Raw genomic sequence first — 25,571 nt, 5'->3', positions numbered from 1 at the left:
GATGGTAGTGTGGGGTTTCCCCATGTGAGAGTAGGTCATCGTCAAGATTAAATTCCAGAACCCCTGTTTGCTAACGCAAACAGGGGTTTTGTTTTGGGCGCTCGAAAAGCAACTCTTCAGCCGCCGCCCCATCGCTCGCTTACTACCGCACCTTCGCTTTCCTGGATGAAATAACCCTCCGTTGAGGCAAATCGATACAAAGTGTTTCTGCATTTTTGGTATGGTGCAGCACATTTTCACAAGGATTGATCTTTATCCGCAGGATGCGGCGTCGACCTTTTTCAACGAGATGCTGTAGAAATGCCTGAACCGATACCCATCAAGGACCACGAAAAAGAACACCGTCTGGTCAACAAACGTTTGCTTGCCTGCGCACTCCTGGTGATCGGTATCACCTGCGCACTGGTGGGCCGGATGTACTTCCTGCAGGTCGTGCAATACGACTATCACTCCACCATTTCCGAAAACAACCGCGTCCACGTGCTGCCCATCACCCCCACGCGCGGCTTGATCTATGACCGCAACGGCGTGGTCCTGGCCGACAACCGGCCCAGCTACAACCTGACCATCACCCGCGAGCGCACCACCGACCTCAAGGGTGAGTTGGACGCGATCGTCAGCTTGTTACACCTGCCCGCCGAAGATCGCGCTGTGTTCGACAAAGCGCTCAAACAGGCCCGCCATCCGTTTGTTCCCGTCACGCTGTTCTACGAGCTGACCGAAGAGCAGATCGCCGTCCTGGCCGTCAACGAGTTCCGCCTACCGGGTGTAGACGTTGAGCCCCAGTTCGTTCGCCACTACCCATTGGGTGCACACTTCGCTCACTCCATTGGCTATGTCGGAAGAATCAACGAGAAAGAGTCCAAAGCCCTCGATTCAGTGGAATACCGCGGCACCCAATCGATCGGCAAAACCGGCATCGAACGCTTCTACGAATCGGAACTGCATGGTCATGTCGGTTATGAAGAAGTCGAAACCAACGCTCAGGGGCGGGTGTTGCGGGTGCTCAAGCACACGGACCCTATCCCCGGTAAAAACATTGTCTTGAGTCTCGACGTCAAGCTCCAGGAAGCCGCCGAAGAGGCCCTGGGTGATCGTCGTGGTTCGGTGGTTGCCCTGGACCCGCAAACCGGTGAGGTGCTGGCCATGGTCAGCAAGCCGAGTTTCGACCCGAACCTGTTCGTCACCGGCATCAGCTTCAAGGAATATGCCGCGTTGCATGATTCCATCGACCGCCCGCTGTTCAACCGCGTGCTGCGCGGACTGTATGCGCCAGGCTCGACCATCAAGCCCGAAGTGGCTATCGCAGGTCTCGACAGCGGTGTGGTCACACCACAAACCCGCGTGTTCGATCCAGGGTACTACCAGCTGCCGGACTTCGATCACAAATACCGCAACTGGAACCACAGCGGCGACGGCTGGGTAGATATGGACGCCGCCATCATGCGCTCCAATGACACCTACTTCTATGACCTGGCCCACAAACTCGGCATCGATCGCCTGCATGATTACCTGGCCGAATTCGGCCTGGGTCAGAAGGTGTCCCTGGACATGTTCGAAGAGTCCGCCGGGCTGATGCCTTCCCAGGCCTGGAAACGCGCCACACGCCGCCAGCCCTGGTTCCCCGGCGAAACCGTGATCCTGGGCATCGGCCAGGGTTATATGCAGGTCACCCCGCTGCAGCTGGCCCAGGCCACTGCGCTGATCGCCAACAAAGGCGTATGGAACCGGCCGCACCTGGCCAAGACCATCAACGGCGTGCCACCGGTGGATGAGAACCCGATGCCCAACGTAGTCCTCAAGGACCCGCGTGACTGGGAACAGGTCAACCACGGCATGCAACTGGTCATGCACGACCCACGCGGTATCGCCCGCGCGGCCGCGCAAGGTGCCCAATACCGAATCGCCGGCAAAAGCGGCACCGCGCAAGTGGTGGCGATCAAGCAGGGCGAGCGTTACAACCGCAACAAGACGCTGGAGCGTCATCGCGATAACGCCTTGTTTGTCGGCTTCGCGCCAGCCGAACATCCTAAGATCGTGATCTCAGTGATGATCGAAAACGGTGAGGCCGGTGGCCGAGTAGCGGGCCCGGTGGTGCGGCAGATCATGGATGCCTGGCTGCTCGACCAGGAGGGTCATTTGAAGCCGCAATATGCGACGCCGGCCAAAGCGCCTGGCGACCCGCGCGTCTGACTCAGACTTTCCATTCGCCCCAGCGCTCTACGCCGTCATCAACAAGCCAGGGCACATCATGGCTTGTCCAGATATGGGCGGTGGGCCTGATGCCCGGATCATCGTCCAGCGTCGCCACCCGCACGATTATGTGGGGTTGGTGCGCGCGTTCGGCGATCAGATGGGAGCCGCAGCGCGAGCAGAAATGGCGCTGCTTGCCCGGTGATGACTCGAACGACGACAGCAATTCTTCACCGTGAGTCCAGCGAAAGTGTTCGCGCATCACGCCGGCCGTGGCGACAAACGCGGCCGCGTGCGCCTTGCGACAACTGTTGCAGTGGCAGTGACTGATGGGCATGTCCAGGCGGTCCACCTGGTAGCGCACTCCTTTGCAAAAGCAACTTCCTTTCAAGCGTTCAGTCATAACCTATGACCAGGTCAAGGATGGGGACATCATCATCGCGCATAACCAAAAGTTGCGCATTGGTCGATGTCGCCTAGTGTTCAATGGAGGAGGTGACTTATGCACGTATTGGATCGGATCGAACGAAAAGTCCTGCTCAACGCATCACGTAAACAGGTGTGGGAAGCGCTCACCCATGCTGAGCGATTTGGTGATTGGTTCGGTATCGCCCTCAAGGGAAAAACCTTTGTGACCGGCGAAACCCTTGAAGCGCAGATCACCTACCCAGGCTACGAACATGTGGTGTGGAAGGCCAGGATCGAACGCATCCTGCCGCAAACGCTGTTTTCTTTCTGGTGGCATCCCTTTGCGGTAGATAAAGACATCGACTACGACAAGGAAGAACCGACGCTGGTGGAATTCACCCTTGAGGATCGCGCGCCGGGCATTCTGCTGCGGGTGGTGGAATCGGGTTTCGACAACGTCCCCCAGGCTCGACGCCAGAAAGCGTTCAAGATGAACTCCCGGGGCTGGGATGAGCAAATGGGCAACATCGAAAACTATCTGAACAGCGCCAGGCGCGCCTGACGCGAACGGGCATCAACGCTGATACCCATCGTCAACCGCCGTGTTGTTAGAAATCAATCGTCGCCGACAATTTCGCTACCCGCGGGTCGCCCTGGCTCAGGAAGCCACCCTGGGCCGATTCCCAGTATTTCTCGTTGGCGACGTTCTCCATCGTAGCGCCCAGTGTTACCTCACGTTGAGCCAGCGCGAAGGTGTAGCGCGCACCCAGGTCGAAACGGTTCCACGCGGGCAGGCTCAGGTTGTTCGCCGCGTCGGCATACTGGCCGCCCGTGCGCAGCATGCGCCCATTGAGGGTCACGCCTTGCAGGCCGGGCACGTCCCAATCCACACCGGCGTTGAGCTGGAACGAAGGGACGCCGATGGCGCGGTTGCCGTCGTTGGCACCGTTGAGGGTGCCCTTGAGTTCGGTCTTCATCAGCGTCACCCCCCCAAGCAAGCGCAGGCCACTTACCGGTTCGCCGAACACGTTCAGTTCGACGCCTTTGTTGATCTGCTGGCCTTCGCGCACATAGCGCGCGGTGGTTGCATCGATGACTTGCGCATAACCCGCCCCCGGCTGCTCGATACGGTACACGCCGAGGGTGGCGCCATAGGTGCCCATGTCGACCTTGACGCCCGCTTCGATCTGCTTGGAGCGCGCCGGTGCATAGGCTTGCCCGCCACCGATGATCGTCCGGTCACCGGATTTGAGGGGCGAGGTGGGCCCCTGGGCGAGGCCTTCGATGCGGTTGGCGTACAGCGACACGTGCTCCCACGGCTTGAACACAATGCCGTAGACCGGCGTGGTGATCGATTCGTCGTAGTTGGCCGTGCGTGTGCCGCTCATGTAGTTGTAGCCCTGCACCACCATCTGCTGGCGACGTGCGCCCAATGTCACCAACAGACGGTCGTCGAACAAACCAAGAGTGTCGGACACCACAGCGCTGCGCACGAACGTCTTGGCGGTAATGGTCGGGTCGCTGAAGTCGGTGCCGGGGGTATTGCGCGGCGTGTTGAGCGTGGGTGGGGCGCCGGTCACAGGGTTGTAGAGGTTGGTTGCCGCCGGTGAACCGTTGAACACATAGGCGTTGCGCGCCTGGGTCCAGATGCCGGCCAGGCCGACGTTGAGTCGGTGGCTGACGGCGCCGGTCTGGAACTTGCCGTTCAAGCCGGCCATCAGGCTGGCGTTGTCTTCTTCGTGGGCAATGGTCGAGCGGCTGGAGGTGGCATTGCCGAGGTTATCGGTCAGGGTAATCGAGGAATACCGGCCCATTTCCCGGCTGTGTTTGGCACCGCCTGCGGCGTAAGCCGTCCAGTTTTCATTCAGGTCGTACTCGGCGCGCAGCATGCCCAGGGTGTCCTCCAGGTTGGTGCTGCTCCAGCGGGGCGCATAGTTGGTATCCGCCGAAGGCGCATCCGGGACGCGGGTCGCGCTGCCCAGGAACACGGAGTTGCGTCCGCTATTGATACGCTGCTTCTGATACACGAAATCACCCGACAGGCGCAGTGCATCGCCACGGTAATCGAGGCCGGCCGCGAACAGTTTCGACCGCTGGTTTTCGTCGTCAATACCGGTGTCGCCTTCGCGCTGTGACAGGTTGACCCGCGCGCCAAAACGGTGGTCTTCACCAAAGCGCTGCCCGATATCCAGATGCTCGCCCACCCGGCCATCGCTGCTGATGTCCGTGCTGAAGCGGCGCAGCGGCACGTCACCGGCGCGCTTGGGTTGCAGGTTCACACCGCCGCCGATCCCCGAGCCGCCCGGCGTCACGCCATTGATGAACGCGTTGGGGCCCTTGAACACTTCCACACGTTCCAGCGCGTCAGTGGACATAATCTGGCGTGGCAGGATGCCGTACAAACCGTTATAGGAAATATCGTCGCCATTCAACGGCAAACCGCGAATCATGAAAGTCTGGGCCTGGTTCGCATACCCTGACGCCTGGCGCACGGACGCGTCATTGAGCAGCACATCGCCGACCGTTTCCGCCTGCTGGTCGCGAATCAATTGCTCGGTGTAGGAGGCCATGCTGAACGGCACGTCCATGATGTCCTGATTGCCCAGCACGCCCAGTTGCCCGCCACGGGCAACCTGCCCACCGGCGTACACCGCAGGCAACGCCTCGGGCGCGGGGGCCTGGGCATCGATGCGCGTGGCGTCCAGTTGCAGGGTGTTGCTCGTATCGGCCTGCGCGGCAGCGCTAAGGGCGCAGCAAAGGGCAAGCACGGTAGGGCGAAAGGGCACAGCGAGGCGGCTACACAGAGGCATGGTCAATCCGGACGGTGAACCGTCAATGATGAGGAAGGGGGCAACACGGTGCGCTTCCTCACTGCGCGAATACGACTCCGGCGCGAATGATAGTAATTGTTATTCATATTCCGCAACAGATTTGTGAGATGACAGTTAACCTGCCGCCTTGACCGGATGCCGAGTAGAATCACGCCCTGAAAGCAATTGCCGAGGTGCGGTACGGTGGATTTACAGCAGGGTTTTGTCCTGACCCGGCATTGGCGCGACACTCCGGCGGGTACGCAGGTCAGCTTCTGGCTGGCGACCGACCAGGGGCCTCGGTGCATTCGCCTACCCATGCAGACCTCGGTGATGTTCATCCCCGAGATCCATCGCAAGCCGCTGGGCTGGCTGCTCAAGGACGAGCGCGACATTGAGTTGCGCGCGTTGCAGTTGTGCGATTTCCATCATCGACCGGTCCTGGGTCTCTACGCCCGGCAGCACCGCCAACTGATGGACATCGAAAAGCGCCTGCGCAGCGCCGGGGTCGATGTCTATGAAGGCGACGTGCGGCCGCCCGAGCGCTACATGATGGAACGCTTTATCACCGCCCCGGTGTGGTTCGGCGGCACTGCGGATGCGGACGGCACCCTGCTCGACGCGCAGATGAAGCCCGCTCCCGACTACCGTCCGCCGTTGAAGCTGGTGTCCCTGGACATCGAAACCACCGCCCAGGGCGATCTCTATTCCATCGCCCTCGAAGGCTGCGGCGAGCGCCAGGTGTACATGCTCGGTCCGCCCAACAAGCGCGACACGGTGGATTTCAAGCTCGACTATTGCGACACCCGCGCCCAACTGCTTGAACGTCTCAACCAATGGCTGGCCACCCACGATCCGGATGCGATCATCGGCTGGAACGTGGTGCAATTCGACCTGCGCGTACTGCACGAACATGCCCAGCGCCTGAACGTGCCGCTGCTGCTCGGACGCGGCGGTGAAGCCATGACCTGGCGCGAGCACGGCAGCCGCAATCACTACTTCGCCGCGGCCGCAGGCAGGCTGATCATCGACGGTATCGAAGCCCTGCGCTCGGCCACCTGGAGCTTCGAGTCGTTCAGCCTGGAGAACGTCGCGCAAACCCTGCTCGGCGAAGGCAAGGACATCTCCACGCCTTACCAGCGCATGGACGAAATCAACCGCATGTTCGCCGAGGACAAGCCTGCCCTGGCGCGCTACAACCTCAAGGACTGCGAGTTGGTCACGCGGATTTTCGAGAAGACCGGCCTGCTCGAGTTCCTGCTCGAACGCGCCAGCGTCACCGGCCTGCCCGCCGACCGCAATGGCGGTTCCGTCGCGGCGTTTACCCACCTCTACATGCCGTTGATGCACCGCCAGGGCTTCGTCGCACCGAACCTCGGCGACAAGCCGCCCCAGGCCAGTCCCGGCGGCTTTGTCATGGATTCACGCCCGGGCCTCTACGAGTCGGTGCTGGTGCTGGACTACAAAAGCCTCTACCCGTCGATCATCCGCAGTTTCCTGATCGACCCGGTGGGCTTGATCGAAGGCCTCAGGCATCCCGACGACAGCGACTCGGTGGAAGGCTTTCGCGGTGCGCGTTTTTCCCGCACCCGGCATTGCCTGCCGGCCATCGTCACGCGGGTTTCCGAAGGCCGCGAAGTGGCCAAGCGCGAACACAATGCACCGTTGTCCCAGGCCCTGAAGATCATCATGAATGCCTTCTACGGGGTGCTCGGTTCCAGCGGCTGCCGGTTCTTCGATACGCGGCTGGCGTCGTCGATCACCATGCGCGGGCACCAGATCATGCGCCAGACGCGGGAATTGGTTGAGGCCCAGGGCTATGAGGTGATCTACGGCGACACCGATTCCACCTTCGTCTGGCTTGGCAGCGCCCATTCCAACGAGGACGCCAGTCGTATCGGCCAGGCGCTGGTGCAGCACGTCAACGACTGGTGGCGCAGCCATCTGCACACCGAGTACGGCCTGCAAAGCGCCCTCGAGCTGCAATACGAAACTCATTTCAGCCGCTTCCTGATGCCGACCATTCGCGGCGCGGAGGAGGGCAGCAAGAAGCGCTACGCCGGCCTGGTAGTACGCGCCGATGGCAGCGAAGAGATGGTCTACAAAGGGCTGGAGACCGTGCGCAGTGACTGGTCGCCCCTGGCGCGGCAATTCCAGCAGGAGCTCTACCGGCGCATCTTCCATCGCCAGCCCCATCAGGAGTATGTCCGCGAGTATGTACGTCGCACCTTGAGCGGCGAGCTCGACGACCTGCTGATCTACCGCAAGCGTCTGCGCCGAGCGCTGCATGACTACGAACGCAACGTCCCGCCCCACGTGCGCGCCGCCCGCCTGGCCGATGAATACAACGACCGCCTCGGGCGCCCGCGCCAGTACCAGCGCGGCGGCTGGATCAGCTATGTGATCAGCGTCAACGGCCCCGAGCCTTTGGAAGTGCGGCAAGCGCCGATCGACTACGATCATTACGTGACCCGGCAATTGCAGCCCGTGGCGGACGCGATCCTGCCGTTCGTGAACGATGATTTTGGCACTCTGGTGGGTGGTCAGATGGGCCTGTTCTAGGCGGATCGCCGCAACACCCGTTACTCAGGAGAAGCGTCCATGTACACACTCTATGGCACCGACGAGTCCGGTTCCTGCATGATCGAAATCGCCCTGCAACGCTGCGCCGTGCCGTGGCATCGCGTGGAGGCCAGTTCCTGGCAGGACAGCGAGGGCAGCGAAGCCCTTGCGCGCATCAATCCCCTGAAACAGATCCCCACCCTGGTCACCCCCGATGGGCAGGTGCTGACCGAAAGCGCCGCCATCCTGATCCACCTGGGCCTCGAGTATCCCAAGGCCGACCTGCTGGTCGGCAACCGCGCGCAGATTCTGCGCGGCCTGTTGTATATCGCCGCCAATTGCTATTCGGCCATCGGCATCATCGACTACCCGCAACGCTGGCTGGGCAACGTGGATCAGGCCCTGCAAGCGCAACTGACCACCGGCACGCGGCGCTATCTGCATCAAGCCTGGGTGGTGTTCGCCGATCAGTTTGCCGACCAGTTGTTTACCCCCGACAACGTCCCCAACGCGTTGGGCATCATGGCGGCGGCGGTGTCGCGCTGGGATGAGGCGCGTGAAGCGCTGCACAATCTGGCCCCAGGTTTTGCCCATACCCTGGAACGGGTGGACGCCGACCCGCTTGTGGCGCCTGTATTCGCCCGGCATTGGCCGGATTGGAAGGTCTCGTAATCAGAGGAAACAATCACCTTACCGCCCTGCAAACCCTTGCGTAGCGTACGCCCTGACCTACGCTTCTCAACGTGGCGTAGGAATCATCCTTGAATTTGACTGTCGCAGACATGAAACTCAAGAACCCTGCATGGAATTCAAAGGAGGTGCGCATGCTCATCCGGTCGCTGACTCTGGCTACCTTGATGGCTTTTACGGGGCCGTTGTTGGCTGCCGATGATAATCCGCTCAAGCTGGAGCTGGGCAAAACCCGCCCTCTGGTCGTGGTGGAACTCGATGCCGGTAACCCGACGTTGGCCACGCTCAAGAAACAACTGGAAGAGCCTGCCACCAGGCAGTCCTTCGAAGAACGCAGCATGGTGCTGTACACCGTGAAGTTCGGCAGCATCGGCGCCGAAGGCGAGAAGTTCGCCAAGGACCCCAAGGACAGCAAAAAGCTCACGCCGCCTGAGACCAATGCACTGATCCGCGCACTCAAGCTTGGGGTCGGCAGCGGCACCAAGGTGATCCTGGTGGGCAAGGACGGGGACAAGAAACTCGAGAAGAACGTGCCGCCGGATACGCTCGATCTGAAAGAGTTTTTCAGTACCATCGACCAGATGCCGATGGCCGAAAAAGAAGCGGCTGCCGCACCGGAACCTGCACCGGTCGAACCCGCGCCAGCGAAGGGCGCGAAACCGGCCAAGCCGGGTAGCAAGCCCGCGCCGCAACAGCTGGACGACTGAGCATACACCGCCGTCTGTAGGAGCGAGCTTGCTCGCGAAAAACGTCAACGATAACGCGTGCTTTCTGAATGAGCGCGGTGCCTGTGAGTTTTTCGCGAGCAAGCTCGCTCCTACATCAGTCCTGCTTAAGGTTTAGCCGCTTTACGCAGCGGAAACGGAAAGTAGAAAAACCGCAGGAATGCCACGCGCTTGATCACTTCCCCTATCAGCAACGACACCACCACCGCCACCACAAAGCCCACACACGCCGCCAGGAACGGTTGCAGGCCCAGACGCGCCATCAGGTCGAAGGTCTTGTGCTGGATCTCGCCGTGGAAGATCAGCACGATCAAGGTGGATTGGCCGATGTAGGTCATCATCCGGGTCAGCAGGGTCGACACCATCAACACCCGCGCCAGCGCCCAGCACAGGTACACGCCGATCACCGCCAGCAGGCTGGTCCACAACCAGTGGTCGTAGCGACGCTGCGCCAGGTCCATGGTGTCGTGGCTGTAGAGGAACACCGCGGCGAACAGCGCCACCGCAATCAGCAGGGTCAACAGCGAACTCTCATGCCGACGCAGCCAATCGCGCAGCAGGTAGCCGTAGATGAAGTAGGTGCTGCTGATCAGTGTGACGTCGAGGCTGAAGGGCAGGCCGGGCATTGTCCAGGTCTGCTCGCCGACGCTGACCGGCACTTGCCAGAACCACGGCAGGATCCAGATCCCGAGCAACAGTTGCGCGCCGGCCAGCAGGCAAGCGCCCGGCAACGGCAGCTTCAGGCGTTGGATCAGCCGCAGCATCAGCCAACTGAACAGGATCGCCACCCAGAAGTGCGGCAAAAACCACAACGCCTGCCACGGGATGGTATCCACCGAGGCGTAAAACACGCCGCCGATGTCCGGCAGCAACGGCTGCCCGCGCAGCACAGCGCGCACGATCACATACGCCAACATGGTGAAGAAGAACGGCTTGAGCAAGCCATCGGCCTTGCGCACCGCCATCTCCACGAACGGCTGCTCGGGCTTGAAGAACACCCCGGACAAAAAGAAGAACAACGGCAGCACGAACGAGGCAATGATCGGGTAGAGCAAATCCACCGAGTTGGCGACAAACCAACTGTGGGCGTACACGATAACCAGGATACCGATGCCTTTGGCGATATCCATTTGAATCCAGCGATGTTTCATTTGAGTCTTCCCGAACGATCATTCACGCCTTGCGCCACGGCTTCAGCCACAGCCCCATACCCAGCAACACCACCGCGCCTGCCAGGGTGCTCAAGCCCAGTTGCAGCCACACGCCTTCGATTCGAAACAACAGCAGCGCCGCCAGCCCCATCAGCACGGTGCTGATCAGCCAATGCCGGGCCCACGGCAGGGCGCCGAGCAACGCCTGGCGCTGCATCAGCAGCAGCGCGGTGCACAGCACGCCGGCCAGCGCCGCCAGGGGGATGCCGGGCAAGCCAAACGCAAACGGCAGCACGCTCAGCAGCAGCACGTTGACCAGGCTGCCGAGCAGCTCGCAGCGCAGCGGCTGGCGCGTATCGCCGGCGGCGTAGGCGTAACGCGCGAGCAGGGCGTTCCAGGCGCCGAATACCAGCGGTACGGCAAACCACGCCAACAGCAGCGGCAGCGGCGAGTCCGCCGACTGGCCGGGCAGCAGCAGCGCCACCAGGCTCGGCGCCGCCGCCACCAGGCCGACGCCGGCCGGCAAGGTCAGCACGCTGGCGGTTTCCAGGCCACGCTTGAGCAGGGCCAGGCGTTCATCGCCCTGACGCCGGCTCATCATGCCCAGAAGCACTTGATTGAGGCTCATCAGCGCAATCAGCGGCAGGTTCATCAGCTTGCGTGCCAGGTTGACCCAGGTCACCGCGCCTTCCCCCAGCAGCGATGCCACCAGACGCTCGATCAACGCCAGGCCCTGACTGGCACCGTTGCTCAGCAACAGGGGGCCGATGCGCTGGCCCAGCTCGCGCAAGGGCGCGAGCGACAGCTGCATGCGCCAGGGTCGCCAGCCCTGGCGCCAGATCGACGGCAGCAACGCCAATGGCATCAACGCGCTGCCGACCAGGCACGCCAGCGCGAGGCTGTGGGGCTGGCTGGCGGTGCCTGCCAACGCGAGGTATGTCACCGGCGGCAGGTTGAACAGCAGCGAGCCCAACCCCGCCAGCACAAACCGCTCGCTGGCCTGCAACGGCACGCTGAACAGCGCATGCAGCATCAGGCCCGGTACACACCAGGCCACGATCTGCAGATTGCTCGCGGCCAGGTTCGTGGCGCCGGCGGCCAGCCCAGGGCCGAGCACCTGCACCAGCCAGGGCGCCAACAGCATCAGCAACAGGCTCGTGAGCAGGGCGATCAGCATCAATGCCGGGAACAGCACCGCCAGCCAGTCCAGGCGTTCGCTGTCCCGGCGTTGCAGATACAGCGGCAACGCGGCGGCACTCAATACGCCACCGGCCAGCGACATGCGCAGCGCCTCGGGCAGGAACAAGGCGATCAGGAACGCATCACTGCGCTCGCCCGCGCCCCAGGCAGCCACCAGCAACCACTCGCGCGCAAACCCCAGGCACAGACCCAACAGGGTCGCCACGGTCAGCCATACGGCGGAGCCGAGCATCAGGGCCGCGCGCCATCAAGCATCGGCTTTTGATACAGCACCGCCTTGACCTGGGGCAGGCGCGCCGGGAACAAGCGGCGCGCCTCCAGCACGTTAATCCCCACCATCAGCCAGAACAGCGCCACCATCACCACGGCAAAGCTGAAGTAGTGGTCAAACAAACCGCTGACCAGCGCCGACAGAATCCCGGCCGTGCTGCCCAGCCACAGCGCATTGTCCTTGGTCAGGCGGATCGGGCCTTTTTCCGGCCGGGCCTCACGCCACCAGCGCACGGTGACCGCGATAAACAACAGCATGCCGACCACGCCGGTCTTGTAGATGAAGTTCAGCCACAGGTTGGAGATGCCCAGCAAGTGCGTATCCGGTACCGGCGGGTCGACCTTGAAACCGATGCCGAACGGGTACGCCGCCACGGCCTGCGGGAACATGCGGTACTCGTCGAAACGCACTTCGGTACTGGCGTTGCTCGACGAGAAAATCGTCGCCAGGCGCTCCTGCAACGGCGGATACGCCATGACCAGCGCCACGGTCAGTGCCGCGCCGATCATCAGCAAGCGTCCGGTGTAAGGCACGCGCCGGCCGGCCAGCCATATGAGCACCAGCGCCAGGCTGACCATCGCCCCCCGGCTGCTGGCCAGCAGCAGCGCCGCCGCCCCCAGGCACGCCACGGCCAGGCCCAGCGCGCGTTTCCAACCCTGTTCGGTCATGCCGAAGCAGAAGGCCAGGGGCAGCAGCAGCGCCATGATCCCGCCGATGGCATTCGGGTGCATCCACGGCGAGCCCATGCGCGACGACATGGCTTCCAGGCCGAATTTCAACATGTCGAAGTTGCCGTAATTGAGCAGCGCCAGGATCGGCGCAATCCCCGCCCCGGAGCGCGTGCGCACGAACACCGCGATCGACATCACCAGCATCGCCAGGGTGCCCAGCAGCAGGGCGATCACCAGGCTTTCGCGGCGCTTGTAGTCCACCAGCAACTTGGCCGTGAGAAACACCCCCGACAGATTCAGCAACCAGCGCAGCCAGTTGGCCACGCCGCTGCTTTCGGCATGGATGCTGACCTGGCCGACAATGAACGGGAACACGCTGAACAGCATCAGCCACAACAGCGCCTGGTCGGTGGGGCGGCGGGCCAGGCGCGGCGCATCCGGCAGGCGTGACAGAAAACTGTGCCACAGCACCGCGCCCCAGGTCAGCGCAAGAATCGCTTCGCACACCGTACTGCGGATGCCCAGGTTAAGCGTGGAGTAGGGCATGAAGGTCGCCACCAGGGCGAACAGCAACAAGCCCCAGAAGGGAAAGCGCAGGATGGTCACGGCCGCCGCCAGGCCAATCACGGCGAGAAACGCCTTGGCCGGTGACAGCGCCAGGGCGATTACGCCAAACAGCACGCCGAGGAGGATAGCGACGAGGCTTGCCAGGGAGAGTCTCATTTCAGTTCCTCGATCAGTTCGGCCAGGCGCCGACGATAGGCGTGTTGATTGAAACGTGCGGCCCATTGGCGATGGTCTTCGGGTGTGCCTTCATCGCCGCGCTCACCCAGGCTCAGCATCAGTTGCACCAGTGCAGGGCTGTCGGTGGGCGAAAAGCGCGGTGCCGCCGGCGGGGTGATTTCGTCCAGCGAGGTGCCGCTGGCCACGGCCACGGGGGTGCCGACGCTCAGCGCTTCAATCACCGGTAAACCGAAACCCTCGGCGTAGGACGGTTGCCACACACGTGACGCCTGGCGGTACAGCCCGTGCAGCTCGGCATCAGAGACGCCACTCAGCGCATGAATGCCCGCCAGCGTGCGCTGGGCTTCGGGCAAATGCTCCAGGCTGCCCACCAGCACCAGTTCCGGCACGTTGACGGACAAGCGCCGCGCCTGTTGCCAGGCGTCCACCAGGAACGGCACGTTCTTGCGCAATTCACGGGTGCCCACCAGCAGCCAGAAGCCCTTGGGCAATGGGCGCGCCGACAGGTCCGCCGCCGGTTCGTTGAAACCGTTCACCTGATTGGGCAGCACGCGAATCTTGCCCGCCGCCTGGGGAAACAACCGCGCAGTTTCGTCGGCGCTGTACTGGGAGGGTGTCCACACCCGGTCGGCGCTGCGTACCGCATAGGCAATCGACAGGCGATCGGTGGTCTTGTACACCAATGCCTTCAGGCGACTGGCGTGGTAGTTGTCCAGGGTGATCTGGAACAGGTCGTGCAGCAGCACCACGGTTCGCAATCCCTTGGGCCTGGGCGGCAACGGCAGGCCCATATTGAAGGTGCTGATGTACAGGTCGATGTGCTGTTCGCGCAGGGCGCGGGGTAAAAAACCGGCTTCGAAGCGCAGGCGATTGTGCGGCTGGTGCATCGCCGTTTTCGCGCAGCCCCAGGCCGGGCAGTGCGCCTGCAAGCGTGTTTCATCGCCCAGGGGCGCCACGGTAAAGCGCTCCAGTTCCAGGTCCGGCACGCTGCGCAGGGCGCTTTCCAGCGCATACACCTGGCGGCTGATGCCCGATTGCGGGGAGGTGCCGACGGTGCGGTAATCCAGGCCTACACGCATACGGGCTCCTTTTGATTGAGCGGCGACAGGGTGGCGTACACCTGCTCCAGTTGGCTGGCGGCAACGCTCCAGTCGTGGGCCCGCCGCACATAGGCGCGACCGGCTTCACCCATGGGCGCGGCGGTTTCGGGCGACTGCAACAGACGCACCACGGCGTCCGCCAGGCCGGCAGCGGTTTGCCCGCCGAGGTAATCCAGGCCGTCCACCAGGTCCAGGCCCGACACCCCCTGTTCGGTGCTGGCCAGGGGCAGGCCGGCGGCCAGCGCTTCGAGCACCTTGAGCTTGGAACCACCGCCATGGCGCAACGGCGCGAGAAACACCGAACAGGTCGATTGCAGGCTCAACAGGTCTGGCACAAAGCCTTGCCATTCGATGCGCGGGTCCTGCCAGCGTTCGCGCCAACTGGCGGGCATGCCGAAGCCGCACACACTCATGCGCGCGTCGGGGCAGTGTTCCCAGACTTTGGGCAGGATTTCATCCAGCGCCCATTCGATGGCATCTACATTGGGCGCGTACTCATAGTTGCCCAGGAACAGCACGCGGCGGGTCGACGGGTCAGGGCGGGCAGCGGCGAAGTGATCGCAGTCCACGCCATTGACCACCACCGGCACCGGTTTGCCGGCGATTTTTTCCAGTACCTGCGCATCGCTGTCGGTGACCGCCACCACCTGGGTGGCCTGGCGCATCACACGACGCTCCCAGCGCGTGTAGCGCCATTGGTCATAGCGAATAAATGGCAGCGCCCAACGTGGCAGGCGGTCGTAGGTGGCCGCGCCAAGGGCCGACTCGACGTTGTGTTCGGTCAGCACGAAGGGTTGGGATTTACGCACCAGCGCATCTTCGTAAGGTTGGAAGGTATAAGTGTGCTCGACCTGCACCACGTCCCAATGTTCGTTGAGCAGTTGGTTGAACCGGTCCTGCAGCGCTCCCGACAGGCCGTTGACGCTGGCCAGCAACGGGTAAGGCGCAAACAGCCCGGCCGCCAGGGTTTTCACGCTGCGCAGCGGGCGGCGCGGCAGGATGATCAATTGCTCAAGAAACGCCTCCAGCACCTGGCGATCGGTCAGCGACACCGGCTGCTTGTCGTGCAGCAGCAAGGTGATTCGGTGCCCACGTGCGGCCAGGCTGCGCAGCAAGTGGAACTGGCGCGTCTTGCCGCCGCTGGTGGCGGGCCAGGGCGAGTAGGGCAGGATCCATAAAATGCGCATGGCGGACTTCAATCCCATAACAGAATTTGCAGGTTCGACTTGACCGGGACAGTCAACCCGTCGGTGCCGCTCACTGGTGTCTGGGTGCCGCGCAACGGGTCATACAGCGTCGCGCTGGCGAGGTTCGGCAAGTGCGCGTTGCCGCCACCGGCCGACCAGAAAAACCACAACTTGCGCCCATCGGCGCGGGTCCAGCCGATGCTGAACAGGCCGTCGGGCAGTTGGTCGGCGGTGGGCGGGTCGCCGGGGGTCAATTGCGGGCCACTGACGTCGAGGAAATTTTTCAACGCGGTGTAGACCGGCTTGGGCTTGGCGTCGATATCGAGCAAGCCGTAGGCGCGGTCGCGCACGCTGGCGCGCTGATCCAGGTCGTTCAGGGTAAACAGGAAAATCTTGTCGAAATCCAGCGCGCTCATCAGCGCCAGGCGGCGTATCACATAATCGGCCTGGCCCTGTTGGCTGATGATGTCCTGGGCTTCCTTGGGCCCGAGGTAGTTCGACCAGCCCCACTCGGTGCTCCACAGGGTTTTCACGCCGCTGTTCCTCAGCTTCTGGTTGAGCGCGGTGGTCTTGGCCACGAAGTCGAGGTTGGCCGGGTCGTTGCCCTCGGGCAGTTGCGTGTACGGGTGGTAGGACATGACGGTGTTCAGGCTCGGCACGCCGAGGGCATCGAGGGCATCGAGCATGGTCTGGCCGTTGGGCATTTCGCTGAAAAACGCCATGCCGGCGGCCACCACCGGTTTGTTCGGGGCGACGGCGCGCAGTGCGGCGGCGGTGGTGCGCAGCAGCTGGGCATAACCGTCCGGGTCCGCCGCCGGGCGCCAGAAGCCCAGCAGGTTCGGCTCGTTCCACACCTGCCAGGCGTCGACGCTGGGGTAGCGCTGGGCCAACAGCGCCATGCGCAGCGCAAACACATTCGGGTCTCGCGGCGGGTACTGGTCCTGATACGGCGCACCCGCCGGCGCGGAGGTGATAAACGGCGCCGAGCCGACCAGGTAAAACACCGACTTGAGCTGGTTGTCTTTAAGCTTGGTCACCAACTGGTCCAGGGTCGCCACCTGGTATTGGTCGGCGACGGGTTCCAGCTGGTCCCAATGCAGGTCCAGGCGCACCCATTCCAGGCCCAGGTCCTTGAGGCGGTCGATCTGCAACTGGTAGCGCTCGGGGCTGAACCACAGGAACTGCGCGTTCACGCCGAGGAAGTCCTTCCACACCACCACCTTGTTGCCTTTGAGCACGTGGTTCTCGGCGTCGGCCGGGCGCCCCCAGATAAAGGCGGTCAGACCCAGGACGACGACCAGCGCAAGGGTGGCGAAATACGTCCGTTTACGCGCCATACGGGGCTCCCGCAATTGCCTGTTCGAAAAGCTGCTTGAAGTGCTGCGCCGTCAGCGGCCATAAGCGTTCGCGGCCGATGGCCCCGGCGCGTTCGGCCCAGTCCCGGGCCAGGGTCGGTGTACGGGCCAGGCGCAACAACTGCTCGCCCAGCGCGGCCACATCGCCTTCGGGATAGATCGCGCCGTTACCGCTGGCGACTTCCTCGGCAAACGCCCGCGCATCGGAGGTAATCGCTCCACGCCCACACGCGGCGGCCCAGGACAGCGCGCCACTGGTGCCGCGCTGGCGGCCGAGCAGGCCGAGTTTTTTCGATTCGCGATACGGCAGCACCATCACATGGTGGGCCTGGATCGTCTGGGCAATGTCGTCAGCCGGCAGGTTCAGCCGCCAATCGATGACGCCTGCCAGGCCGAGGTCGGCGATCTGGCGGTTCAACTGCTCCAGGTAATTACCGCCCGCGCCAAACGCCATTTCGGCGGCAGTGCCACCGGCCAGGGTCAGGCGCACACGGTCACGCAATTGTGGGGCTTGCTTGAAGACGGCGGCCAGGGCCTGCAACAAGTCTTCAATGCCTTTGCCACGGTAGATAAAGCCGAAATACAGCAGGTGCAGCGTGTCCAGCGGCGGCAGGGCCACGGCTGGAATCAACAGGTTGGCGTGATGGATGACCGCCACCTTACCGGCCGGCAGTTGCATGCGCTGGCTGAGGCAATCGGCGCCCAGGCGCGTCAGGGTGATCAGCCGCGTCAGGCCCCGCGCGACCTGGCGTTCTTCACGCAGGGTCAGCGGGTCTGCCAGCACCACTGCCGCCTGCGGCAACGGGCTGGGCAGGCGCTCCAGCAGGTTGAGCGGGAAGGGCAGGTGCTCGCGCCGCCACACGATGCGCTCGGGGTCATGCACGGTGGCCGTCAGCGGCAGGTCCGGGTAGGCCTTGCGCAACTCGCGCAAGGCCAGGAACTCTCCCAGGCGCCCGCCGCCCAGCTCGGCGTGGACCAGGTCCACGCTGCGCCAGTCGAACGCGGCAACCGCCTGCCTGATTGCCGCGCTCGAGCCTTCCACGCCGCTCAACGGTGTCAGCACCGTCACGCCCAGTTGCTCCAATGCCGTCTTGAAATGGTTCGCATAGTCGGCGATCCCGTTTTTTTCCGGCGGCAAGGGTGCAAGCAGGGCGATGCGCATCAGAACGCCCCCCGGTATTTGCCGATGGTGCGCAGCACCTTGGCCGGCACTTCGAACTTGCGCCGGTTGATGATGATGCCATCGACTTTGCCGAACGCCGTATTGAGGATCGACAGCGCGTGCTCCACCACCGGCACCGTGCTCTTGCGGGCTTCGACCACCAGCGCGATCAGGTCGGCGCGCAGCAGGTTGACGAAGGCATCGCGGTTGTCCAGCAGCGCCGAGGCGTCCAGCAGCACCACTTCGCCTGGCGCCGCAGGATCAGCGCCGCCGATGCGCACGGTGATGCCGTTTTCCAGGAGCAGTTGACGCAGTTGCTCCACTACGAAGGTCACCCCTTCACCGTGGCGCGCCGAGGTCAGCCCAAGGGTCAGGCCGCGTTCGGCCACGCGGTCCAGCTGCAGCAGGCCGTACAACCGGTAAATGCTCGCATTGAACGCGTTGGTGCCTTGTGCGGTGCTGGTGTCCAGCTCCGGCAACGTGGTCCACAGCGGCAGGCCGAACTTGCGTTCCACCAGGCCGCCATCGTGAATGCGCTGGTCGAGCAGGTAGCACAGGTAGACCACCAGCAGGCCGACGACGATGGCGAACGGGATCGCCAGCAACAGCATCAGCAGGGTTTTGGGGAAGATGCGGCCCGGGTTCAGGGTGGCTTCCTCGATCACCGCGATGTTGCTGATCTGGCTGTTATCCAGCTCACGGTCGATGCGCGACTTCTCCAGGTTGTCCACGTACAGCGCGTAGTTGCGCTCGGTGGCGCCCAGCTCACGGGACAGGCGCGCCAGTTCCGGTTCAATCTCCAGCGCTTCCTTGCGTTGCGCTTCGAGGTTGACCAGTTGCTTCTGCTGTTGCACCAGCTGGGTACGCAGCGCCAGGTTGTTGCTGGACTCGTCGAGCAGCACACGCTGCAAGTGGATTTCCAGGGTGTTCGGTGCGCGGTTTTCCGAGCTTTGCACGGTGTTGCTTTCACTTGCGACCTGGACCCGCATCGCCTGAATCGACGCATCCAGGGCTTTGACCGGCGGCGCGTTATCGGTGTAGGTGCGCATCATGTCGGCTTTTTCCAGCAGCTTCTGGTTGAGCAGACGACGCAAATCCTGTTGCTGCGGGTTCAGCGCAATCTGGCGAACCGTGGTCACTTCCTTGGGTTGGGTCTTGAGCTGGGTGCGCGTGCTCGCAATGGCGCTGTCGGACGAAGCGATCAAGCGCGTGGTGTTGAAGGTTTCACCGCGCAACACGTTGATGCGCTCGGACAAATCCTCCAGGCGATCGGTGATGCTCGCCGCGCCGATGCGGTTCAATTGGGCAAGGATCTGCTCCTTGTAGCTCTTGATCTCGGTGGCGCTGTTGGACACCTGGCCTTCATAGAAGACGTACAGGCTCTTGCGCCCCAGGGCCTGGGTGCGTTCGTTGATGTAGATCTCGACCCAACTCTTGACCACCGCCTGGGCGATTTGCGGGTCGCTCCACTTGAAGCTGATGTCCATCACCGTGGAGCCGGCCGCGTGGCTGACTTCGAAGTTCTTCTCCAGGCCCGCGGCGAGGCGCTCCACCGGCGTGGTCCGTTCAATCACGCCCACGGTTTCCAACACCACGCGCACCCCATCGAATACTGCGCCGATGCCGTTTTTGACGTAGTACTTGGTGCGTTGCCAGACGCCTTCGGGCGGCGGCATTTTGTCGATGACTTCCAGGTAATGCTCGGCCACCGCCCGTACGATCGGGCGCCCGGTGAGCAGGCGTTCCTCATCGACGATCGGGTCGCGCTGGGTGCTGGGCATCACCAGCGCCTGGCGATTGCTGATCTCGATCGGCAGCGTCGAATCACGCCCCGGCTTGACCAGCAGGCGCGCGGTGGATTCGAACTTGGCCGGCAGCAGGAACGCCCCCAGCAGGATGATCACCAGCGCCGCGATGGCCGCCAGCTTGAACTCATGCCGGAAGATGAAGAACAGGCGCAGAAGATCGCGAAAAGAACGGATCTCGATCATGGGATGTCGCTCCTTTAGTTGCTGCCGCCGCTGGTTCGGGTGTAGTTGTAGCCAACCCCGATCGACTTGGTGAATGGGATCAGTTGGTTCAGGTAGGTATCCACGCCCTGGATGCGCTCGCCCACATTGGATTTGGGCACGAACACCACGTCACCGCGTTGCAGGGGCACTTGTTTGCGTCCGTTGGGGCCGGTCTTGAGGTATTGGCTGAAGTCCAGGAAGTAGGCGCGATAGACGCCCTGGGTATCTTCGCGCAGCAGCGCGACCATGCTCGCATTGCCCGCCGGGTTCACCCCGCCCGCGCCGATAATGGCTTGCTCCAGGGTGTTGGCCACTGCGATCGACACCGAGGTCGGGTTGTTCACCGCGCCGCCGACAATGATCGAATTGGCCGGCGCCTGGTTGATGTTCACCGTCACCCGCGGCTCGCGATACACCGGCGTGAGCTTGTTGGTCAGCTCGTTCGCCACTTCCGTCGGCGTGCGTCGGGCCACCTGGATCGGGCCCAGGAACGGGTAGTTGATCTTGCCGTCGCTTTGCACCGTGTACAGCGTCAGCTCGTAGATCGTACTGACGTTGAACGCCGACAGCGTCGGCATTTCCCCGGCATCGCGCACGATACGCAACTGATCGCCGATGCGGATGCGTTCCACCGCCGGCGGCAGTTGGGCGAGCTGGTCGAGCGCGCGCTTGCCGTCCTCGACCGTCTTGTCGTCGGGCGCAACGATGCGCGCGGGCGTATTGCAGGCGGCCAGGGCCATCATGGCCAGGACGAGCAGGGTTCGTTTCATCAAATAGGACTTCCTGTAGGTCATGATGCTCACCTCCAATAACCGGGGAACATGCTGATGCGCCGCTTGAGGGCGAGGGGTAGCCGGCGCTCCTGCTGGCCCAGCCGATAGCCGAGCAACTTGAACGCGCTGCGCACCAGCACTTCGGGTACGCGGTGCCAGGCACCGGCTGCGCGCAATGCCGCGAGTTCAGCCAGTACATAGCGTTTACCTTCACCGCCGGCATCGCCAAAGGCCTGGCGTATCCACGGTTCGCGACCGTAGAACACGCCAATGTCGAAGTAGCGGTGAAACTCGTCCATGAGTCGGTAATCGTGGGAGTGGTACACCTGCGCGGAGGCCGCGTAGCGCACGGTGTAACCTTCGATCAGCAGGCGTGCCGCGACGTAGGCGTCTTCGCTGCCGATCACATCGGCGGGGAAGCCGCCCACGGCCTGCAGGGCGCTGCGCCGGTAGACGGAAAACGAATCGGAGCTGAAACAGGTCTTGATTCCCAGTTCCGGCGCATCGGCCAGGCGCTTGCTGCGGCTTTGGGCCGGGTAATTGAAGTGACGCGACTGCGCGCCCAGCACTCCGGCATCCGGATGCGGCAACTGGCGCCCGTAGGCCACGCCGTTGAGCGGGTCCTGCTGCAATTCCGCGAGCAGGTTGGCGAAGGTTTCCGGGGTGGCGGGGATGGCGTCCTGGGTCATCACGATCAGGGCGTCACCGCTGACTTGCTCGCTGGCCCAGCGCCGCGTGCCGCCGTGATTGAAGGTGCGCGCGTCGATCACCTCGACCCGCGCACCATAGTCGCGAAAGCGCGCCACGGTGTCATCGCTGGAGGCGCTGTCGACCACCAGCATGTCGTCCGGCTGCAGGGTTTGCATCTTCAGTGCAGGCAGCAGCCGCGCCAGGTGGCTGGAGGCGTTACGGGTCGGGATGATCAACGAAGTGCGCATGTCATTTCTTCACGTCGGCAGGCGCACGCCCGTAGATGTCATCGAACCGCACGATGTCGTCTTCGCCCAGGTACTCGCCGCTCTGCACCTCGATCATCACCAGGTCGATGATGCCGGGGTTGGTCAGGCGGTGTTTGTGCCCGGCCGGTATATAGGTGGATTCGTTGGCGTTGATCAGGAATTCGCGTTCGCCATTGGTGATCTGCGCCGCGCCGCTGACCACCACCCAGTGCTCGCTGCGGTGGTGGTGCATTTGCAGCGACAACGACGCCTGGGGCTTGACCACGATGCGCTTGATCTTGAAGCGGCTGCTTTCCTCCAGCACCGTGTAGGTGCCCCACGGCCGGGTGACGGTGCGGTGCAGGCTGAAGGCCGGATGATTCTGGCGCTTGAGCTCGGCCACGATGTAGCGCACGTCCTGGCTGCGGTTGGCGTCGGCGATCAGCAGGGCGTCGGGGGTGTCGACGATGATCAGGTCACGCACGCCAACCGCACCGAGTACGCGCTTGGGCGAGTCGATGTAGCAGTTGTGCACGTCGTGCAGGATCGCTTCGCCATTGACCTGGTTGCCCTGGGCATCGCTGGGGGTGAGCTGGCGCAGGGCTTCCCAGGAACCGATATCGCTCCAGCCGATGTCGCACGGCACCACGGCCACTTGCTGTGACTTCTCCATCAGCGCCACATCGATGGAGATGTCCGGTGCACTGGCGAAGGCGTCGCTGTCCAGTTCGCGCTGGCGCGAGGTTTTGTTCTGCAGGTGCTGACTGTGCTCGAGGGCGGCACGTGCGGCGCTCAGCACGTCGGGCGCGTGGGTGTTCAGTTCATCCACCAGGGTGCTGGCCTTGAAGCAGAACATGCCGGCATTCCACAGGTGCTTGCCGCCGTCGAGGTAGGCTTGGGCGGTGGCCAGGTCGGGTTTTTCGACAAAGCGCTTGACCCGGTTGCCCAGGCTCAGCGCTTCGCCTTGTTCGATATAGCCGAAGCCGGTTTCCGGGTGGTCGGGCTGGATGCCGAAGGTCACCAGATAGCCGGCTTCGGCCAGTTCGCGGGCCTGGGTCACCGCCTCGGCGAACGCGCTTTCATCCAGCACCAGGTGGTCGGCGGGCATCACCAGCAGTTGCGCCTCGCCACCGAAATGTTCCTGCACATGCAGCGCCGCCACGGCGATGGCCGCAGCGGTATTGCGCCCGAACGGTTCGAGCAGCAGGTCCAGGGGCAGGTGGGCCTTGTTGACGCTGCGGTAGTCGTCCAGGGTGCGAAACAGCAGGTCGCGGTTGGTCACCGTGAGCACGCTATCCACACCGGGCAGGCGGGCGGCGCGCTGGAAGGTTTTCTGCAGCAGGCTCTGGCCGTCGCGCATGCGCATGAACGGCTTGGGCATGTTCTGCCGGGACACCGGCCACAAGCGGGTGCCCGAACCACCGGAAATGATGCAGGGAATCAATCCGTTGAGTGTATTCATCAATAGACTTCCTTGGTGGAAAGGACGGCCGGGACCGTCATGAAAACGATGTACAAGTCAAACCACACCGACCATTTGGAGATGTACTCCAGGTCGTACTCGACGCGTTTCTGGATTTTGAACAGGGTATCGGTTTCGCCCCGGTAGCCGTTGATCTGCGCCCAGCCGGTAATGCCCGGCTTGACCCGGTGCCGCGAGCTGTATTCGCTGACCGCCACCTCAAAGGCAACGCCTGCCGCCTTGGTTGCGGTGGCGTGGGGGCGCGGGCCGACCATGGACATGTTGCCCAGCAGTACGTTGAACAATTGCGGCAGCTCGTCGATGCTGGTTTTGCGGATGATGCGCCCGACCCGGGTGATGCGCGGGTCCTGGCGGGTGGTCTGGCGTTCGGCGGTAAAGTCGCTTTGGTCGGTGAACATCGAGCGGAACTTGAACACACGGATTTCATTATCGTTGTAGCCGTAGCGGTTCTGGCGAAAAAGAATCGGACCCTTGGAATCGAGCTTGATGGCGATCGCCGTCAGCAGCATCACCGGCGACAGCACCACCAGGGCGACGCTGGCCAGCAGCAAGTCTTCGCAGCGCTTGATAACGGGCGACCAGCCGCGCAGCGGTAACTGCGAAGTATTGAACATCAGGATGCCGCCCACATCGGTAATGCGGCTGTGGCCGTAGCGCAGGGCGGCCATGTCCGGCACCAGCATGACGTTCACCGACATCTGCCGCAGGCGGTTGACCAACCCGTGAATACGCTGCTCGGCGGCCCACGGCAGGCAGATCATCACTTGGTTGACTTGCTCGGCGCGGATCAGCTTTTCCAGATCGCGGGTATTGCCCAGCAAAGGCAGACTGCTGAGTTCCTTGGGAATGCGTTCGGTGCGGTCGTCGATAAAGCCGATCAGGCCGGAGCGGATATCGCCATTGCGTTGCAGGTGGTCGGCGACATGTATGGCGGTATCGGTGAAGCCCAGAATCACCGTGCGCTGCAGGAATTTGCCCTTGCGCATCAGGCTGCGGTACAGGCGCAGCATCAGCAGGCGCTCCAGGCAGAACAGCGCGAGGCTGGCGAAATACCAGGCCACCAGGTTGCGTGGGGTCAACTGTGGGAAGAATTGCAGGATCTGGTACATGAACAGCAGGATGCAGAACGCCGCCGACCATGCCACGATTTTCGCGCGCAGGCGCAAGCGGTTGCTGAACAGCTCTTCGGAATAGATCCCCAAGGCCTGGAACAGAATGATCGTCAACACCGCGAAAAACAGCAACAGCCCGAGGAAGTGCGAGCGCATCTCGGGGTCCATCGGGTCGAGGACAAACGCCAGGAACAACGGTGGAAAAATGGCGCTCAGTCCGTGGCCCAACTTGACAAAAACAATAAAAAACTCAACGAACCCGGCCCGGGTCAGGAACAAGCTGACGACAGATGACTTCTCGCGCATACCAACATCCCTCATTGCATACCAGGTTCTTTGCGCGACTGATGGACCCAGTCGCCCGCGAGCTACATCTGGTTAAAACACAACCGTTCATTCACGTGGAGACATCCAAATGAATGTAATTTGGCGGAGGAAGTGGCTGAAAGAGTTTCTATTCTGGCGCAGTCAATAAATTGACCATAAGGCGAGGATGGTATTTTATGCATCCTGATTGGTCCTTTGTATGACATTACTTTGACGTTCCTTGTGCTTAGTACTCGGGATAGCACTGTGATTTTGAGTGTAGGAACAAATGTCAGAATTTTCCTGTCCGTCAGGAAAGCTTTTTTTTGACGGGAGGGGGAAATGGGGACGCCGAGGGGCGGCTGCATCAGGCAGTCACCCTCGGAGAAAGGGAGGAGTCAGAAGGTGCCTTGAATGCAGTGAGCATTTCACCCACCGCCGAATCCAGGCACTGGAACGCGGACACTGTGGGAGGGGGCTTGCCCCCGATGACGGAGTGTCAGCACCGGATGTATCAACTGACCCACCACCATCTGGGGCAAGCCCCCTCCCACATTTAACGGTGTTGCCTGCCCCACTATCGAACGCCGTCAGCCATGCATCTCAGCCACCGCCGCCGAATCCAGGCATTGAAACGCGGACACTGTGGGAGGGGGCTTGCCCCCGATGACGGGGTGTCAGCAGCGGATGTCTCAGCTGACCCACCGCCCGGGGGCAA

General features: G+C 62.7%; 19 protein-coding genes. 5 read left to right on the top strand and 14 right to left on the bottom strand.

The features are described from left to right. Window positions 1-300 precede the first annotated feature (300 nt). Window positions 301-2,193, top strand: a complete 1,893-nt coding sequence (mrdA, locus tag J1G34_RS25145; protein ID WP_065884393.1) for a penicillin-binding protein 2 — start codon at window positions 301-303, stop codon at window positions 2,191-2,193. A 1-nt stretch (window position 2,194) separates the two neighbouring features. Here the strand turns inward: mrdA and J1G34_RS25140 are convergent, their stop codons facing one another. Next, window positions 2,195-2,596, bottom strand: a complete 402-nt coding sequence (locus J1G34_RS25140) for a GFA family protein (RefSeq protein ID WP_122560556.1) — start codon at window positions 2,594-2,596, stop codon at window positions 2,195-2,197. 99 nt (window positions 2,597-2,695) lie between these two features. Between J1G34_RS25140 and J1G34_RS25135 the strand changes: the two genes are divergently transcribed. Next, entirely contained in the window at window positions 2,696-3,163 is a 468-nt protein-coding gene (locus J1G34_RS25135; RefSeq protein WP_065884391.1) for an SRPBCC family protein, read from the top strand. A gap of 46 nt (window positions 3,164-3,209) precedes the next feature. Here J1G34_RS25135 and J1G34_RS25130 read toward each other — a convergent pair whose 3' ends face one another. Continuing rightward, the gene (locus J1G34_RS25130; protein WP_222994793.1) at window positions 3,210-5,411 is read right to left on the bottom strand and encodes a TonB-dependent receptor; all 2,202 of its coding nucleotides are present in this window, start codon (window positions 5,409-5,411) and stop codon (window positions 3,210-3,212) included. Window positions 5,412-5,615: 204 nt separating this feature from the next. Here J1G34_RS25130 and J1G34_RS25125 point away from each other — a divergent pair, with 204 nt between their 5' ends. The 3 genes from J1G34_RS25125 (at window position 5,616) to J1G34_RS25115 (ending at window position 9,370) form a co-directional block, all read left to right on the top strand. Further along, a complete protein-coding gene (locus tag J1G34_RS25125) occupies window positions 5,616-7,973 on the top strand; it encodes a DNA polymerase II (RefSeq protein WP_222994792.1) in 2,358 nt (785 codons plus the stop codon). Window positions 7,974-8,012: 39 nt separating this feature from the next. Continuing rightward, the gene (locus J1G34_RS25120; RefSeq protein ID WP_065936115.1) at window positions 8,013-8,645 is read left to right on the top strand and encodes a glutathione S-transferase N-terminal domain-containing protein; all 633 of its coding nucleotides are present in this window, start codon (window positions 8,013-8,015) and stop codon (window positions 8,643-8,645) included. A gap of 152 nt (window positions 8,646-8,797) precedes the next feature. Next, window positions 8,798-9,370 carry a DUF4174 domain-containing protein gene (locus J1G34_RS25115; protein WP_065892655.1) on the top strand — a complete coding sequence of 191 codons (573 nt, stop codon included), beginning with the start codon at window positions 8,798-8,800 and terminating at the stop codon, window positions 9,368-9,370. Between the two features lie 125 nt (window positions 9,371-9,495). Here the strand turns inward: J1G34_RS25115 and J1G34_RS25110 are convergent, their stop codons facing one another. From J1G34_RS25110 to J1G34_RS25055, 12 genes are read right to left on the bottom strand one after another with little or no spacing between them, the layout of a single operon-like run. Beyond that, window positions 9,496-10,539 (bottom strand): acyltransferase family protein, encoded by a 1,044-nt coding sequence (locus J1G34_RS25110; RefSeq protein ID WP_128875603.1) that lies wholly within the window; start codon window positions 10,537-10,539, stop codon window positions 9,496-9,498. A 22-nt stretch (window positions 10,540-10,561) separates the two neighbouring features. Next, entirely contained in the window at window positions 10,562-11,971 is a 1,410-nt protein-coding gene (murJ, locus tag J1G34_RS25105; protein ID WP_222994791.1) for a murein biosynthesis integral membrane protein MurJ, read from the bottom strand. Beyond that, entirely contained in the window at window positions 11,971-13,404 is a 1,434-nt protein-coding gene (locus tag J1G34_RS25100) for an O-antigen ligase family protein (RefSeq protein WP_065891794.1), read from the bottom strand. Before J1G34_RS25100 ends, murJ begins: the two co-directional genes overlap by 1 nt. Continuing rightward, window positions 13,401-14,504 (bottom strand): glycosyltransferase family 4 protein, encoded by a 1,104-nt coding sequence (locus tag J1G34_RS25095; protein WP_222994790.1) that lies wholly within the window; start codon window positions 14,502-14,504, stop codon window positions 13,401-13,403. The genes J1G34_RS25100 and J1G34_RS25095 overlap by 4 nt, the downstream gene beginning before the upstream one ends. Then, window positions 14,495-15,712, bottom strand: a complete 1,218-nt coding sequence (locus J1G34_RS25090) for a glycosyltransferase family 4 protein (protein ID WP_065891796.1) — start codon at window positions 15,710-15,712, stop codon at window positions 14,495-14,497. Before J1G34_RS25090 ends, J1G34_RS25095 begins: the two co-directional genes overlap by 10 nt. An 8-nt stretch (window positions 15,713-15,720) precedes the next feature. Next, window positions 15,721-17,049, bottom strand: coding sequence for a cellulase family glycosylhydrolase (locus J1G34_RS25085; protein ID WP_065896566.1), 1,329 nt, complete (start codon window positions 17,047-17,049; stop codon window positions 15,721-15,723). Further along, a complete protein-coding gene (locus J1G34_RS25080; RefSeq protein WP_065891798.1) occupies window positions 17,039-18,229 on the bottom strand; it encodes a glycosyltransferase in 1,191 nt (396 codons plus the stop codon). Before J1G34_RS25080 ends, J1G34_RS25085 begins: the two co-directional genes overlap by 11 nt. Then, window positions 18,229-20,220 carry a GumC family protein gene (locus J1G34_RS25075; protein ID WP_065891799.1) on the bottom strand — a complete coding sequence of 664 codons (1,992 nt, stop codon included), beginning with the start codon at window positions 20,218-20,220 and terminating at the stop codon, window positions 18,229-18,231. Before J1G34_RS25075 ends, J1G34_RS25080 begins: the two co-directional genes overlap by 1 nt. Window positions 20,221-20,234: 14 nt before the next feature. Further along, a complete protein-coding gene (locus tag J1G34_RS25070) occupies window positions 20,235-21,011 on the bottom strand; it encodes a polysaccharide biosynthesis/export family protein (protein ID WP_065883162.1) in 777 nt (258 codons plus the stop codon). 29 nt (window positions 21,012-21,040) lie between these two features. Next, on the bottom strand, window positions 21,041-21,952 hold the full coding sequence (locus tag J1G34_RS25065; RefSeq protein ID WP_065891800.1) for a glycosyltransferase family 2 protein: 912 nt from the start codon (window positions 21,950-21,952) through the stop codon (window positions 21,041-21,043). A gap of 1 nt (window position 21,953) precedes the next feature. Then, window positions 21,954-23,414 carry a mannose-1-phosphate guanylyltransferase/mannose-6-phosphate isomerase gene (locus J1G34_RS25060; RefSeq protein ID WP_065891801.1) on the bottom strand — a complete coding sequence of 487 codons (1,461 nt, stop codon included), beginning with the start codon at window positions 23,412-23,414 and terminating at the stop codon, window positions 21,954-21,956. Beyond that, window positions 23,414-24,853, bottom strand: coding sequence for an undecaprenyl-phosphate glucose phosphotransferase (locus tag J1G34_RS25055; RefSeq protein WP_065891802.1), 1,440 nt, complete (start codon window positions 24,851-24,853; stop codon window positions 23,414-23,416). The genes J1G34_RS25060 and J1G34_RS25055 overlap by 1 nt, the downstream gene beginning before the upstream one ends. Between the last annotated feature and the right edge of the window lie 718 nt (window positions 24,854-25,571).

The sequence above is a fragment of the Pseudomonas sp. Wu6 genome (assembly GCF_019891515.1).
Lineage (GTDB): Bacteria > Pseudomonadota > Gammaproteobacteria > Pseudomonadales > Pseudomonadaceae > Aquipseudomonas > Aquipseudomonas orientalis_A.
The sequence above is the reverse complement of the archived record's forward strand: the minus strand, read 5'-3'. Positions and strand labels throughout refer to the sequence as shown.

What these genes read in the sequence shown, in the direction of transcription:
- J1G34_RS25080 (WP_065891798.1), bottom strand. Translation starts at nt 18,229, where the DNA reads ATGCGCATCGCCCTGCTTGCACCCTTGCCGCCGGAAAAAAACGGGATC.
- J1G34_RS25095 (WP_222994790.1), bottom strand. Translation starts at nt 14,504, where the DNA reads ATGCGTGTAGGCCTGGATTACCGCACCGTCGGCACCTCCCCGCAATCG.
- mrdA (WP_065884393.1), top strand. Translation starts at nt 301, where the DNA reads ATGCCTGAACCGATACCCATCAAGGACCACGAAAAAGAACACCGTCTG.
- J1G34_RS25090 (WP_065891796.1), bottom strand. Translation starts at nt 15,712, where the DNA reads ATGCGCATTTTATGGATCCTGCCCTACTCGCCCTGGCCCGCCACCAGC.
- J1G34_RS25120 (WP_065936115.1), top strand. Translation starts at nt 8,013, where the DNA reads ATGTACACACTCTATGGCACCGACGAGTCCGGTTCCTGCATGATCGAA.
- J1G34_RS25085 (WP_065896566.1), bottom strand. Translation starts at nt 17,049, where the DNA reads ATGGCGCGTAAACGGACGTATTTCGCCACCCTTGCGCTGGTCGTCGTC.
- J1G34_RS25100 (WP_065891794.1), bottom strand. Translation starts at nt 13,404, where the DNA reads ATGAGACTCTCCCTGGCAAGCCTCGTCGCTATCCTCCTCGGCGTGCTG.
- J1G34_RS25065 (WP_065891800.1), bottom strand. Translation starts at nt 21,952, where the DNA reads ATGCGCACTTCGTTGATCATCCCGACCCGTAACGCCTCCAGCCACCTG.
- J1G34_RS25135 (WP_065884391.1), top strand. Translation starts at nt 2,696, where the DNA reads ATGCACGTATTGGATCGGATCGAACGAAAAGTCCTGCTCAACGCATCA.
- J1G34_RS25110 (WP_128875603.1), bottom strand. Translation starts at nt 10,539, where the DNA reads ATGAAACATCGCTGGATTCAAATGGATATCGCCAAAGGCATCGGTATC.
- J1G34_RS25130 (WP_222994793.1), bottom strand. Translation starts at nt 5,411, where the DNA reads ATGCCTCTGTGTAGCCGCCTCGCTGTGCCCTTTCGCCCTACCGTGCTT.
- J1G34_RS25075 (WP_065891799.1), bottom strand. Translation starts at nt 20,220, where the DNA reads ATGATCGAGATCCGTTCTTTTCGCGATCTTCTGCGCCTGTTCTTCATC.
- J1G34_RS25070 (WP_065883162.1), bottom strand. Translation starts at nt 21,011, where the DNA reads ATGAAACGAACCCTGCTCGTCCTGGCCATGATGGCCCTGGCCGCCTGC.
- J1G34_RS25140 (WP_122560556.1), bottom strand. Translation starts at nt 2,596, where the DNA reads ATGACTGAACGCTTGAAAGGAAGTTGCTTTTGCAAAGGAGTGCGCTAC.
- J1G34_RS25115 (WP_065892655.1), top strand. Translation starts at nt 8,798, where the DNA reads ATGCTCATCCGGTCGCTGACTCTGGCTACCTTGATGGCTTTTACGGGG.
- murJ (WP_222994791.1), bottom strand. Translation starts at nt 11,971, where the DNA reads ATGCTCGGCTCCGCCGTATGGCTGACCGTGGCGACCCTGTTGGGTCTG.
- J1G34_RS25060 (WP_065891801.1), bottom strand. Translation starts at nt 23,414, where the DNA reads ATGAATACACTCAACGGATTGATTCCCTGCATCATTTCCGGTGGTTCG.
- J1G34_RS25055 (WP_065891802.1), bottom strand. Translation starts at nt 24,853, where the DNA reads ATGCGCGAGAAGTCATCTGTCGTCAGCTTGTTCCTGACCCGGGCCGGG.